The 14,443-nt window shown below is 70.8% G+C and carries 7 protein-coding genes; 1 reads left to right on the top strand and 6 read right to left on the bottom strand.

Annotated features, from left to right (window positions below; genetic code table 11):
- Positions 1-39: 39 nt before the first annotated feature.
- The 5 genes from C8N24_RS15345 to C8N24_RS15325 all read right to left on the bottom strand — a co-directional run bounded on the left by C8N24_RS15345 (position 40) and on the right by C8N24_RS15325 (position 13,101).
- On the bottom strand, positions 40-8,928 hold the full coding sequence (locus C8N24_RS15345) for an OmpL47-type beta-barrel domain-containing protein (protein WP_121251165.1): 8,889 nt from the start codon (positions 8,926-8,928) through the stop codon (positions 40-42).
- 377 nt (positions 8,929-9,305) lie between these two features.
- A complete protein-coding gene (locus tag C8N24_RS15340; protein WP_245971923.1) occupies positions 9,306-10,556 on the bottom strand; it encodes a replication-associated recombination protein A in 1,251 nt (416 codons plus the stop codon).
- Between the two features lie 36 nt (positions 10,557-10,592).
- The gene (locus C8N24_RS15335) at positions 10,593-11,531 is read right to left on the bottom strand and encodes an alpha/beta hydrolase (RefSeq protein WP_121251160.1); all 939 of its coding nucleotides are present in this window, start codon (positions 11,529-11,531) and stop codon (positions 10,593-10,595) included.
- 3 nt (positions 11,532-11,534) lie between these two features.
- On the bottom strand, positions 11,535-12,482 hold the full coding sequence (locus tag C8N24_RS15330) for an NADP-dependent oxidoreductase (protein ID WP_121251158.1): 948 nt from the start codon (positions 12,480-12,482) through the stop codon (positions 11,535-11,537).
- A gap of 97 nt (positions 12,483-12,579) precedes the next feature.
- Positions 12,580-13,101, bottom strand: coding sequence for a cupin domain-containing protein (locus C8N24_RS15325; RefSeq protein ID WP_121251156.1), 522 nt, complete (start codon positions 13,099-13,101; stop codon positions 12,580-12,582).
- An 81-nt stretch (positions 13,102-13,182) separates the two neighbouring features.
- Here C8N24_RS15325 and C8N24_RS15320 point away from each other — a divergent pair, with 81 nt between their 5' ends.
- The gene (locus tag C8N24_RS15320; protein ID WP_121251154.1) at positions 13,183-13,785 is read left to right on the top strand and encodes a TetR/AcrR family transcriptional regulator; all 603 of its coding nucleotides are present in this window, start codon (positions 13,183-13,185) and stop codon (positions 13,783-13,785) included.
- Here C8N24_RS15320 and C8N24_RS15315 read toward each other — a convergent pair.
- A complete protein-coding gene (locus tag C8N24_RS15315) occupies positions 13,769-14,398 on the bottom strand; it encodes a nuclear transport factor 2 family protein (protein WP_121251151.1) in 630 nt (209 codons plus the stop codon). The two genes, C8N24_RS15320 and C8N24_RS15315, sit on opposite strands and share 17 nt — an antisense overlap.
- Between the last annotated feature and the right edge of the window lie 45 nt (positions 14,399-14,443).

Here is a 14,443-nt window from a genome sequence, read left to right as displayed (position 1 = left end):
CCCGCGGCAGTGCCGCGGGGGGCGGGGACGAACTGCGTGCTACGGCGTGGTCGCCGACAGAGTCAGCGTCACGCGCTTGCTGTAGTTGCCCTCCAGCAGGCGGTCGCCCTCGGCGACAGACTGCCGGAACTTCAGGTCAACCGCTTCGTTGGCCAGCGGATGCGCCCACGTGGCGAGCACCGTCGGGCTGGACGCGCCGCCGAGCGGAGCGAACGCCGGGGTGGCGCCGACGCCGACCTTGACGGCCTGCGGCATCGCGAACGCGCCGTTGACCAGGTGGCCGGTGGCCGTCGAGCTGGGATCGGAGATCGTCAGCTTCGACGACGCGACGCTGGACGTGGCGCGGACGGTCGTGCCCGCGTCGTAGTCCTTCGCGATGCCCGGGACGATCGCCCCGAACGTCACCGAGCCGGCGAGCGAGATGCCCATGGCCCGCGGCACCTGCGCGTTCAGGTCGGCGTCCACCGAGGTCGAGTCCGACGGCTTCGTGATGTTGAAGCTGAGGGACTTCGTGGCCTCGACGTTGCCGGCCTTGTCCGCCGAGCGGTACTCGATCGCGTACGCGCCCTCGGCTTCCGCCTTGAACGTCGTCACGAACGGCGAGGCGTTGGACGTGTTGCTCTTCTTCGTCCACTCACCGCCGTTGACGCGGTACTCGGTGTAGTCGACACCCGAGCCCGGCACGGTGCCGCCGCCACCGGCGGTGACCGTGATCGTGCCCTTCATGTTCGCGTGGATCTTGCACAGGAACTGGTAGGTGCCGGCCTCGGCGACCGTCTGGCTGATCGGCGGGTCGCCCGGCAGCACGATGCCGCCGTTGTTGTTGCTGAGACGCGTGCCGGTGTAGCCCTGCGGGTCGCTCGGCTTGATCAGCCACAGGTCATGCACCGAGCCCGCCGTGGCGGCCGGGAAGTTCCAGCGCACCGTGTCACCGACCGTGGCGGTCAGCGCGTCGGGCTCCCAGTGATCCGGGAAGGCGCTCACGTCGAGCGTCTTCGGCGTGCCGCCGCCGCCCGTGCCCTGCTCAGCCGGGTCGGTCGCGGACAGCGTCACGTCGACCGGGCCGTTGTACGTGCCACCCGCGCCCGGCGTGGCCGGGTTCAGGCTGCCCGTCGTGACCGGCGGGGTCTTCTCGCCCGCCGGCTGGCTGCCGATCTTGAAGTCGACCGACTTGGTCGTCTCCACGTTGCCGGCGAGGTCCGTCGAGCGGAACTCGACCTTGTGGTCGCCGTTGCCGGTGACCTGGAACCCGCTCTTGACGGAGCCCGAGTCCAGCGGCTCCACGCGGATGTTGCGGTAGTCGATGATGTCGCTCGAGCCGTGGTTCTGGAGGCCGATGAAGCCCTTCGTGAACTGACGGTCCGTCGTCGACGGGTCACCCGAGCGCGAGGACGTCTTGCCCGGGGTGTTCTGGAACGTCTGCAGCACCTCACCGTTGCGGGTGATCGTGTACGTCTGGCCGACGACCTTGATCTCGTAGTCGACCCACGTGCCACGCGGCTGGACCTTCGCCTGCGTCGAGTCGAGCGCCGAGAAGTTGTACACGGAGCCCGTCTTCTGCGGCTCGGACGGCTGGTTGTCGTTGATCTGGATCTCGTGGCCGCAGAAGATCGCGACCCACGTCGGATCGGTCTGACCCGAACCCACCTGGCAGGCGTGACGCTGTGCCGCCGGACGGGCTGCCGCCTCGACCGGGTCCGGGAAGCGCACGAAGACGCCGCCGTTGCCGCTCGTGCCGGTGCTCGAGTCACGCCACTGGAGCTTGACGACGAAGTCGCCGTACTCCTTGACCGGGTACCACGGCATGCCGAAGCCCGAGAACGTGCGGGCGTACCCGCCGCTCGCGTCGTCGACCCAGTTCAGGCCGCCGGCGCCGGTCTGCGCCCACTTGGCGAGGTCGGCCGCGGAGTTGAGGATCGTCTCCTCCTCCACGTACGGCTTCCACTCGCCGCCGTCGACGCGGACCTCGGTCTTCGCCACGCCCGAGCCCGAGCCATCGGTGGCATCGAGGTCGACCGCGACGGGACCGTCGTACTGGGCCTTCGGCGCCTCGCCGTTGAGCTTCGCGCTCGTCGTCGGGGCCGCCTTGTCGATCTTGAACGACACCGTGCGAGTGGACTCGACGTTGCCCTTCTTGTCAACCGAGCGGTACTCGATCGTGGTGCTGCCGGCGTCCTCGATCGTGAACGGAGCGCTGTAGCGCGTCCACGCCGTGGTGCCCTGCTTGCGGTACTCGGTGTAGTCGACGCCCGTGCCGCCCTCGTTGTCGGTCGCGGCGAGCGTGACCTTCACGTTGCCCTTGTACCAACCGGCGGACCCGTCGGCCGTGGCCGGATCGAGCGTGTGGGTGGTACGCGGAGCGGCGGTGTCGCCACCGGTGCCGCAGCCGTCGGACTCGATCGTGAACGACTCGAGCTCGACCGTCTTGTTCTGCGAGCTCGCGTCGCGCTTGCCGAACACGCCGACGCGGAAGCCGCCCGGCTGGTTCAGGTACTGCGTCGTCGAGATCGGCGCGCCGAACGTGGTGAACGTGGTGCCGTCCGTCGACGTGGACGTGGTGAGCGTCTTGGTCACGTCGTCGTACGCGAGCCGGACGTACGCGAAGTCACCGGGCAACGTGAGCGCGCCCGAGTTCGGGTACGGCACGGTCGCCGGCGCCAGCGTGATCGCCTGGCCGTTGGAGGTCAGCACCCGCTCGGCCCACTTGCCCGGCTGGGCTCCCGAGACGTTCGGGTTGGTGTCGTTCTTGTACTGCAGCGTCGCCTTGACGAAGTAGTTGGGGTTGAAGCTGTTGATCAGCCCCAGCCCGAGTGCCTCGCCGTCGGCGGTCAGCCCGCCGTGGACGACCTTGGCGGTCGCGGTCCACGAGCCGGCCGGCGCGTCCTGCAGCAGGAGCTGAGCGTTGCCCGTGGCCGCGTACAGGTCGGCCTGACGCAGCGGCACCACCAGGCGGCCGTTGGCCACCGTCGGGGCGGCGCCCGAGATCGGGTTCACGAGCGACCACTTGGGGTCGATCGTGGTGCCGTTGAACTCGTCCGTCTGCGGGCAGCCCGCGGCACCGCCGCAGTCGTCGCCGCTCGTCTGCGGGTCGTTGCCCGAGACGACGTTGAACGCGTCGAACTGGACCGTGTCATCGGCCGAGCCGTCGTGCTTTGCGAACACGCCCACCCGGAGGCCACCGGCCCCGGACAGGTACTGCGTCACCGAGATCGGCGCGCCGAACGACGTGAACGTCGTGCCGTTGGCCGAGCTCCAGGTGGTGACTTCCTTCTTCGCGTCGTCGTAGACGAAGCGGACGTACACGTACGGGTTGGACAGGTTCAGCCCGCCCGAGTTCGGCCACGGCACCGTCGCCGGGGGCAACGTGATCGCGGCGTTGTTGGACGTCAGGACCCGCTCGGCCCACTTGCCCGGCTGGTTGCCGGACGTGTTCGGGTCGACGTCGTCCTTGTACTGGATCGTCGTCTTGAGCAGGTTGTTCGGGTTGAGCGTGTTGATCAGCGCCAGGCCGGCAGCCTCGCCGTTCTGGCTGATGTTCGCGTGGGCGATCTTCGCCGTCGCGACCCACGAGCCCGAGGGCACGGACTGCAGAAGGGTCTGGGCGGTGCCCTGGCCCTCGTAGAGGTCACCGCGGATGATCGGCATCGTGAGATGGCCGTTGCCGACGGTGGGCTCCTTGCCCGCGACCGGGTTGATCAGCTGCCACTTCGGATCGACGGACGTGCCGTTGAACTGATCCGACTGCGGCGAGCAGCCCGCGGCGCAGGTGACCGGCGCCGTCTCGGACGAGCCGGACTTCACGCGGAACCAGTCGAACGTGGCGTTGCCGCCGCCGTTGGAGCCGCGGAAGGCGACCACGCCCACGCGCAGGCTGCCGGTGAACGGCGCCGAGTGCTCGGCGTTGCCGACCTTGGTCCAGTTCGCGCCGTCGTCGGCCGAGAACTCACCGATGACCTTGGTGCCGTCGTAGCGGGCACGCAGGAGGACCTGGGCGGGCAGGGTGCCACCCGGGGCCGGCGTGATGCTCGACGCGATCGGCGGGTTCACGGACCCGGACTGCGTGACGATGTGCTCGAACTGGTGCGTGCCGTTGCCGGACTGGATCGCGACCAGCTTGGAGAACGAGTTCGGGTTCTCCGCCTTCCAGATCACGATGCCGGCCTGCTCGCCGTTGGCGTTGAGGCCGCTGGTGTCGAGCTTCGCGGTCGCGCTCCACTCGCCGCTCGGCGCGTCCTGGAGGACGACGTTCGAGGCGAGCGGGTCACCGGCGATCAGGTCGCCCTGGAGGATCGGCAGGCTCAGGCTGCCGTTGGCCACCGTCGGGCCACCGCCGGCCGAGCGGAGCACGCTCCACTTGGAGTCCAGCGCGCTGCCGGTGAACTCGTCGGACTGCGGGAGGCAGCCGCCGCCGCTCGTCGGCAGGTCGATCGTGAACGTCGTCGAGCCGACCGGCTCGGAGACGTTGCCGGCCCGGTCACGCGCGCGGTACTCGACCGTGTGCGAGCCGCCGCCGCTGACCTGGAACTTTGTCTCGAACGGCTCGGCGTTGCCGGTGTTGTCGGCACGCGTCCAGCCGCCGCCGTCGATGCGGCGCTCGATCCACTCGACGCCGGTCGAGCCGGTGCCGCCGTCGCTCGCGCGCACGGTGAAGTCCACCGGCGAGCTCGTGTAACGGGTCGTGGGGGTCTGGCCGTTGATCAGCGCGGTCAGGGTCGGAGCCGTCGAGTCCGCGCCCACCGTGACGGTGATCGACTTCGACTGCTTCTCGCCGTCGGCGTAGGTCACGGTCAGCTTGGCCGTGTAGGTGCCGGTCTCCGCGTACGTGTGACGCGGGTTCGGCGCGGCGGACGTCGGCGTGTTGTCGCCGAAGTCCCACTCGTACGCGACGCCACCGGACGCGCCGACCGAGAACTCGGCCTCACGCGGGGTGGTCGTGGACTTCCACTGCGGATCGGCGCCGGGCGAGTCGTTGCCGCCCGTGTAGCTGATCTTGTACAGACCCGCGTTGTTGCCGGTCGAGAAGAAGCCCTCGTAGACCTGCACGTAGAGGGCGCCGTCCGGGCCGAACTTCGAGTCCATGTAGTTGGCGCCCCACGGCAGACCGCCGCGGAAGCTGTCCGCGTAGATCGGCTGCGAGCCGTCCTGATCCGTCGCCGGATCGAGCAGCAGCGCGTGCTTGACCGAGCTGTTGCCGTAGTCGTTCAGGAACCAGCGGCCGTCCCAGTACTCCGGCCAGCGGACCGAGTTGTCGGTCGCCTTGTCGTCGTAGCGGTAGACCGGGCCGTCGAACACGGTCGCGCCCGAGGCGGTGATGTACGGGCACTTCTGCGTCGGCGTTCCGCCGTAGTCCGGCGCGGTGTCGGCGCCGTTCGGACGGGCGAAGTCGGGGCAGCCGTTGTTGCCACCCGGGTTGCCGCGGCTGTACCAGACGTTGTGCGGGCGCGCCGTGCCGGCGTCCTTGCCCGTGCCCGTCTGATGCGGCAGCGTCGTGAGGCCCGTGTTGTTCGTCGAGTCGTTGACGAGGTTCTTGCAGTCGTACCAACCGGGGGTCGGCGCGCTGGCGGGACCGCCGTTGACGTAGCCGGCGACGTTGGTCGTGCGCAGGTTGCCGTCGGCGGTGCGATCGCGGTAGGCCTGCTGGTTGCCCATGCAGTACGGCCAGCCGTAGTTGCCGGCGGACGGGAGCTGCGTCGCGCTCTCGTAGGTCGACGGGCCCTGGGTCGCCGACGGGTTGCCGGCGTCCGGCCCGACCCACGCGGCGTACGGGATGTCCGTCTTGGGGTCGATCGACATGCGCGACGGGTTGCGCAGGCCCATGGCGTAGATCTCGGGCTTGGCCTTGCCGCCGCCGCCCTCGGTGCCGTCGAACAGGTTGGGACCGTTCGGCGACGAGGCGGTCGGGAGCGCGTACGTCGTGCCCGGACCCACCGTCGGCTTCGCCCCGTCCGCGATCTGCTCGATCGGGTTGAAGCGCAGCATCTTGCCGTTGTAGTCGTTCGTGTTGCCCGCCGTGCGGCGCGCGTCGCGGTACGAGAAGTTGGCCGTGCCGCAATGGTTGTTGGACACCTCGGTCGCGGGGCCGACCGGACACTTGAAGGTCTGGTTGTTGCCCGAGTAGCCGTTCGTGCCCTGCGACGAGTTCGAGTCACCCGTCGTCACGTAGAGGTTGCCCTGCGAGTCGAAGGCCATGCCGCCGCCGCGATGGCAGCAGCTGTAGACCTGCGCGTCGTACTTGAAGATCGGGACCTCGGAGTCCAGCTTGAGCTTCTTGGTGCTCAGGTCCACCGTGAAGCGCGAGATGCGCGCCTGGGCGATCTTCGTGATGCGACGGGCGTCGCCGTCCTGCATGCCCGGCAGCACCGGGTTGTCCGGGTTGAACGTCGGGTAGTACTGCAGGTAGATGTGACCCGTCGTCGCGAAGTCCGGGGACGGGGCGATGCCCAGCAGACCGGTCTCGATCTTGCCGTTGATCTCGTCTCCTGACCCACGGTCGCCGTAGACCGGGATGACGCCGGCCTTGGTGATGCCGGAGTTGACCGAGCCGGTGGCGGCCTTCGGGTCGAAGATGTGGACGGTGCCGCAGCCCACGCCGACGTTGCGGTTGGCGAAGTCGGTGATGCGGGGGCTCGAGGCCTGGCCGATCATCGCGCCACGCTCGGCGTCGGTGCGGCAGTCGGCACGGCCGATGTAGAAGACCCAGCCGTTGGAGGCCGGGGCGACGCCGTGCGACTCACCCGTGTTGTTCAGGTTGCCGCTGGTGGCGTCCACGACGCGCTGCGTCGTGTAGTTGGACAGGATCGTGGCCTTGCAGCCGCCGCGGACGAGGCCGCCGGCCCACTCGATCGCACCCAGGAGGTGCTTCTTCAGGTTGTCCTGGCCGTACGCGGCCGCGGTGCGACCCAGGCCGGTGTAGAAGGAGCGGCCACCCTGGTAGTCACGGCACCAGGAGATCGGCCAGTCCGTGCCGCCGGTCGTCGTGCCGTCGCCGGCCGCCGCGCCGGGAGCGCGGTAGCGCGCGACGGTGTGCACCTGGCCGGTCGGACGCGTGGTCCAGCGGTACCAGATGTCGCTGACCGTCGACTCGAGCGGGAGGTCACGGGTGGACGGGTGCGCACGGTCACCGGCGACCAGGACCTGGTTGCTGGCCGTGGTCGGGCTCGCCGAGTCCGGACGCGCGCCGATCAGGCCGGTGATGAACGTGTTGGCCGTCTCGGCCTCGGCTGCGCCGCCGATGCCGACGAAGCCGCCGCCGCCCTGGATGTAGTTCTGCAGCGCCGTCTCCTGCCCGGCGTTGAGCAGGTCGCCCTTGTTGTCGAGGAAGACCACCGCGCGGTAGTTGGCGAGGTTGGTCGCGTTGAACGCGGTCGCGTCCGACGTGTCCTGGACGAGGAAGTCGTTCGCGGTGCCGAGCGCCTTGATGGCGTCGAGGCCGGCGGTGTTGACCGCGTCGGTCGCGCCACGGAAGACGAGCACCTTCGGCGGCGTCTGCGCGCCGGCGATGAGGATGCGCTCGACGCCGTCGTCGCTGTTGGAGTCGATCACGAGGCGCGCGACCGACGTGTAGTTGGTGCGGGTCGGCTTGAAGCCGACGTTGACCGTGCAGCTCGCGTTCGGGGCGAGCGTCTTGCCGGCGCAGTCGTCGCTGACGACGGCGAAGTCGCCGGCCGTCGTGGAACCGCCGTCGGCGTCGTCGGCCTCGATCTTGAGCGCGCCTGAGCCCGACGCGATCACGAGCGGCGCGTCGCCGTCGTTGGTCACCTTGATCGGTGCCTGGTTGGCCGCGGCCGGGGTGCCCTTGGCGACCGACGGGAAGAGCTTCGGGCTCGCCTTCAGCGACGGCTTGGGATCGCCACGCATGGCCTTCGCGCCATCACCAGCGTTGGTGAACGGGTTGAAGTTCGTGGCGCCGCCGAGGGCGACCGGGTCGCGCTCGGAGAAGTAGTAGCGCGTCTTGTTCTTGGCGGAGCTGAACATCGGCGCGAAGTTGATGGCGCCCTGGCCCAGCACGCGCTGGTCGTTGTCACCGCAGCTCGGGCTGATGCCGCCCGCCGCCATGTCCTTGACATGGAAGGAGACGACCCGGCGACCGAACTTCTGGATCATCTGGTTGACGTAGCTCGCGCCGACGCCCGGATCGACCGGGGTCGCGTGGCCCGAGGCGCCGCAGACGGCCCAGCCGATGTCGATCTGCGCGACGACCCAGCGCGGGTCGGTGCGCTCCATGACGATCTCCCACGCGCTCTTGTTGGTTCCGTCGCCCTGGGCGTCGATGAACCGCGTGGAGAACTCGCCGGCGTGGTTGTGGAAGTACGCCGGCCCGAGGCCGGCCTCGACCGAGCGCTTGCCCAGCTTGTTGAGCTGGGTGGCGGTGGCCAGCGTCTGGGTGTAGCTGCCCAGACCGCCCGCGCCGCCGGAGCTGCCCTCGCCGATGTGGTCCTGACCGAGGATCTTCGCGTGCGCGATCTCGGCGTCCCAGCGGCTCTCGTTCAGGCTGCCGTGACGACCCGGGAAGCGGATCCCGTACTTGTCGCCCAGGGCCCGCAGGTCCATGGTGCCCTGCAGGTTGCCCTGCGGGCTCGAGTCACTCGGGAACGGATTGCCCGGGTACCCATAAAGCTCGACGTTCTTGATGTCGTTCGCCTTCAGGAAGGCGAACAGCCGCTCCATGCGCGCCAGCACGTTGTTGGCCGGCAGCGTCGGCGTGCAGTACGGCGTCGCGGGCGCCGGCGACGCCGGACACACGATCTCGCCGGAGCCGCTGCTCAGGTAATCCCTGAAGTTGTACAGCTGAATGCCGCTCTGGCCGACGGGTGCACCTTCACCCATCGACGACGCTCTCTGCGCGTCCGCGGCTCCCGGGGTCATCAGCAGCGCGCTCGTAGTCAGCGCGGCCGCGACGGCCCTCCACACCTTCCGGTGTCCCAGCATCCTCGTCCCTCTCCTCTCGCGGACGCTGACACCCCCGTCAGCGTCCGAACAAATCCATTTGCACTGAAGGTCATGAGCCGCGGCGACGTCGCCGCGCTGCTGCAAGTGGTCCGTCTTCCCGCGCACCCGCGGGCGGCAGAGCCGCGGCTACCGCAGCCGCACGCTCACCTTCCGGTATTCCGGCATGCTTCCCCTCTCGTCATACGGGCCCGGCTGGACTTTTCGCAAGGGCCCACACGGAACTCTATGCGATTCGACGGGAGTTACGCAAGCTTCTGTATCGGAATCGGTTACAAGTCCCAGGACCCTACGTCTGAGTAGGTTGGCTTCGATCGAAACCAGCCACAACCCGAAATACGGACCGAAACGTACGGAAATCAGGCGAGATCGCGGCCTGAGCCGGACGGCCGGTACAACCGGGTCCCGCGCAACGCGTCAGGCATGAACGTGATCCGGTCGCCTCCCGGCTGGGACGCGTGGACATACCCCTGACCATGGCCGAGCTGCGCGTCCACGGTCGTTGACGCGTTACGTAGCTGCGCTGGAACGGGATACGCGGGCGTGGACTCCACCAGCGCCTCCGCCGCCTTGAGGCCGTGGTAGGCCGCCCAGCTCTTGGGCGACTGCGCGAGGTAGCTCGTGACCGCGGCGAGCGGGATCCAGCACTCCGGCGCGCCGACGCGCTCGACCGCGTCGAACGCCGAGTTCGCGACCGCGATCGCCCCGGGGGCGGCGGTGCCGATCTCCTCCCCGGCGGCGACGATCAGGCGCCGCGCGACGACCTTCGGGTCGGCGCCACCGTGCTTGAGCCGTGCGAGCCAGTACAGCGACGCGTCGGTGTCCGACCCGCGGATGCTCTTGATCAGCGCGCTGATGATCGCGTAGTACTCGTCCTTGGCGCTGTACGTGCCGGGGCGGCTGCCCAGCGCGCCGACCAGGTGCGGCTCGTCGATCTCGCCGCCGTCCGGCATGGTGGTGGCGGCGTCCTGCAGCGCGTTGAGCAGCGAGCGCGCGTCGCCGTCCGCGTGCAGGAGCAGGCGGGCGACCGCCGGCTCGGACAGGGTGTACGAGCCGGCGAGGCCACGCTCGCGGTCGGCCAGCGCCCGGGCGATCACCTCGCGCAGGTCGTCGTCGGACAGCGGCGTGAGCGGATAGATCTTCAGGCGCGACCGCAGCGCGCGCACGATCTCGTGCCCGGGATGCTCGGTGGTCGCGCCGATCAGCGTGATCGTCCCGTCCTCGACGTGTGGCAGCAGCGCGTCCTGCTGCGACTTCGACCAGCGCGCGATCTCGTCGATGAACAGCAGCGTCCGCTGCCCGAGGTTCCGGCGCTCGGACGCGCGGGCGACGATCTTGCGCAGCTCGCCGATGCCGTCGGTGACCGCGTTGAGCGACTCGAAGGCCGCGGCGCTCTCGCTGGCGATCGCCTTCGCGATCGTCGTCTTCCCGCAGCCCGGCGGCCCCCAGAGGATCATCGAGTGCGGCACGCCCTCGGCCAGCGCGCGCCGGAGCGTGCCGCGCGGATCGGTCAGCTCGCGCTGGCCGACGACCTCCTCGAGCGAACGCGGCCGCATCCGCTCCGCCAGCGGAGCGAAGCGGCCTGCACGCTCGGTGTCGTCGAAGAGCATCACGCTCCGCGCCACGTTAGGACGCGCCGCGGACGCTCAGATCGACCGCAGCACCCGGACGCGGTCGGCGATGGCGCGCCGCGCGACGTCGGAGCCGAAGGCGATCGAGTCGAACTCGTGCGGCACCCCCGGGTGCAGGTGCAGCTCGACGTCCACGCCGCCATGACTGAGCGTCGTCGCGTACGCGAGGGACTCGTCGCGGAAGACGTCCAGCTGGCCGACCTCGATGTACGCGGGCGGCAGGCCGGTCGCGTCGGCGAGCCGGCCGGGCGCGGCCGTGACCGGCACGTCCGGGCCCCCGGCCGCGTCGCCGAGCAGCGCCGGCCAGGCCGTCCGGCTGTCGTCGTAGCTCCACAGCGCGAACGGCTCGACGTGTGGGTCGGGCGTGGTCGTGCGGTCGTCGAGCATCGGCATCAGGAGGATCTGGCGCGCGATCGCCGGGCCGCCGCGCTCGCGCGCGAGGATCGCCAGCGCCGCCGCCATGCCCCCGCCCGCGCTGTCGCCCATGACCCCGATCCGGTCGGGGTCGACGCCCAGCTCGCCGGCGTGCGTGTGCAGCCAGCGCAGCGCGGCGTACGCGTCCTCGAGCGGCGTCGGGTAGGGGTGCTCGGGCGCGCGCCGGTACTCGACCGACAGCATCGGGACCCCGCTGGCGGAGACGTACCGGCCGACCGGCCCGTCGAACAGGTCGATGTGGCCGAAGATGTAGCCGCCGCCGTGGAAGAAGAGCGCCGCGGGGCCGGACGGCGCGCCCGCCTTGACGTACCAGCGCAGCTTGATCGGGGTGCCGTCGTCCGCGGTCGCGTCGTGCTCGCTGGTGGTCACGTCGTCCGGGAACGGCTGCGCGTCGCTCGCGGCGCCGATGATCGGCTCCCACACGGCGCGGCGCCCGGCGATGTCGCCGACGGGCGGGGCGGTGAAGCCCGCCATCGGCGCCAGCGCCGCCGCGACTTCGGGGTCCAGGGTGAAGGCCACGGGTCAGGCCCCGGCCGGGACGACGATGACCTTGCCGCCGGGCAGCTCGCCCGCGGCCGCACGGACGTGGAGCGCCGGCAGCTCGGCCAGCGGCACCCGCTCGGCGACGTCGACGCGCAGCTCGCCGCCGTCGACCAGGGCGACCAGCCCGGCCAGCTGCTCGGCGTCGCTGCGGACGAACACCGTCTCGGCGCGCACGCCGCGACCCTCGTCCCCGGGCGTGGGCATCCAGGCCGTGGTGCTGACGACGACGCCCCCGTCGCGGACGTGCGCGACGAGCGCGACGAAGTCGTCCGGCGCGATCGGCGCCAGGTTGAGCAGGACGTCGACGGGCTCGGCCACCGCGTCGGTCACGGCCGTGGCGGTGTGGTCGATCACCTCGTCGGCGCCCGCCGAGGCGATGCGGTCGCGGCTGCGCGGGCTGGCCGTGGCGATCACGTGCACGCCGGCCTGCTTGGCGAGCTGCACGGCGTAGCCGCCGACCGCGCCGCCGGCGCCGACGATCAGCACGCGCTGGCCGGCCCGCAGCCCGCCGAGCTCGAAGAGGGCCTGCCGGGCGGTGAGCGCGACCGACGGCAGCGCCGCGGCGTCGGCGAGCGGGATGCTCGTGGGTGCCGCCGTCAGCGCCTCGGCGGGCGCGATCACGTACTCCGCGGACGCCCCGTCCGCGGCCATCGGCAGGAAGCCGACGACCGCGTCGCCGATCGTGACGCCGTCGACGCCGTCACCCAGCGCGTCGACCGTGCCCGCGACGTCGTAGCCGGGCGTGTGCGGCAGCGTCGTCGGGATCGGGCCCTGCATGAAGCCGGCGCGGATGTTCGCGTCGACCGGGTTGAACGCCGTCGCGGCGACCTTGACGCGCACTTCCCCGACGGCGGGGACGGGCACCTCGACGTCCTCGTAGCGGAGGACGTCGGCGTCGCCGTACTCGTGAAAACGCACTGCCTTCATCTCGGGCCTCGAATCGCGGTTGCGGTGGTTGTTGCTTCGAATTTGAAGCATCTGCCGATCAGCGTAGCAGTGCTTCGAATTTGAAGCAAGACCGGATTCATCCGGCCGGCGGCAGGAGCTCCATGCCGTAGGCCGGAGCGCGCTCGATCGCGCGCTGCAACCGCGCCCGCCGCTCCTCGTCCGTGAGCACGGGCGCCGGCGAGGTGCGCGACGCCACGCGGTCGCCGAACTCGGCGAAGAACGCCTCGAGGCCGGCCGGGACCGCGGTGCAGAGCAGGCGCGCGGTGGCGTCACCCGCGTTGCGGAACGAGTGCGGCGCGTTCGCCGGGATGTTCACCGTGCCGCCCGCCTCCAGGCGTACCGGCGGGTCGTCGCGCAACGTGACCTCGACCGAGCCCTCGAGGACGTGGAAGCACTCCTCGAAGTCGTGGCGGTGCGGCGGCGGCCCGCCGCCCGCGGGGATCAGCATGTCGATCAGCGCGAAGCGCCCCGCGGTCTGCTCGCCCGAGAGCAGCACCGTGTACGTGTCGCCGACCACCGCGAGGTGCAGGAGGTCGGGATCGTCGGGACGCGCGACGGCCAAGCCGCGCGCGAGGTCGTCGTCGGGTGGACCGCTCATCGGCTCAACGCACTCCCCGTTCGGATATTACGGACGAATTCGTCCGCTTCATTTCCGGACGATATCATCCGTTTTGATCCGATGATCGCTGCGATCATCAGCGGCTTGCCTCCGGGCGCCGAACGCCAGCCACGCAAGGACGCCGCCGCCAACCGGGAGCGCGTGCTGGACGCCGCGACCGAGCTCGTCCTGACCGAGGGCGAGAAGGTCCCGATGGCCGACATCGCACGCCGCGCCGGCGTCGGCGTGGGCACCGTCTACCGCCACTTCGCGACGCGCGAGGATCTCCTCGGCGCGCTCGTGCACCGCTCATTCGGGCTGGCGCGGGCCAATGCGCGCGCGGCCGCCGCCGCCCCCGGCTCAGCGCTGGACGGCGTCCGCGCGTTCCTGACCGCGACGCTGCGCGACCGTGACCGCTTCGTGCTCCCGCTGCACGGGGGCCCGCTCGTCTTCGACGCGGCCATCCGCGAGCTGCAGGCGGACGTACGCGTGGCCCTGCAAGCGCTGCTCGACCGCGGCCGGGCGGCGGGCGAGCTGCGCGCCGACCTCACCCCGGAGGACCTGATCGTCGCCGCCGCGCTGCTGTCGCGGCCGCTCCCGGCCGCGGACGACTGGGATCTGCGCGCCGGGCGGCAGATCGAGCTGCTCCTGCACGGGCTGGGCGCGGTCAGCCCGTCTGCCTGACCGCCTCCGCCTCGTTGTCGAAGCTCACCGCGCGGAACAGGCGCCCCGTCTCGAACTGGTAGACCGACCACAGGGGCGGCGCACCCGGCGGGGAGCGGAAGCGCACGAGCACGTCCGTCCCGACCGCCTCGATCCGCGCCGGCGGCGGCACCCGCAGCGGAGACCGCCGCTCCGCGAAGAACGCCTGCAGCTCCTCGCTCCCGTGCAGGACCTGGCCTCCGGCGAGCTGGGGGATCCACTCGACGTCCGCCGGCACGATCGACGCCAGCGCGTCGACGCCACCGGTCGTGAAGGCCGAGCACAGGCGGCGCACGTAGGCGACGCGCTTGGAGCGCGCGAGCCGGCCCGGCTGCGCGTCGCCGCAGCGCGCGCACCGGTACCCCACGACGTTGGCCGCGCCGTCGCGCGGGCAGTCCCACACGTGCCCCATGCGGCGGATGATCCAGTCGTAGTCCGCGCGCGCGTCGTCCGGGAAGCGACGGCGATACGCGCCGATCAGGTTCGCCGCCGTCAGCGCCCGGCAGTGGGCGCAGCGCTCGCTGTCGCTGACGCCCTCATCCGGGCCACCCGCGACCGACCACGGCCGCACGGCGGTTCGCGTCGTTGGCAACATGTGCGAACGCTAGCGCCGTCGAAGACGGCCACGCGGCGCACCCCG

Source organism: Solirubrobacter pauli (assembly GCF_003633755.1).
GTDB lineage: Bacteria > Actinomycetota > Thermoleophilia > Solirubrobacterales > Solirubrobacteraceae > Solirubrobacter > Solirubrobacter pauli.
Note: the sequence above shows the minus strand (reverse complement) of the source record. Positions and strands in the feature narration are given on the sequence as shown.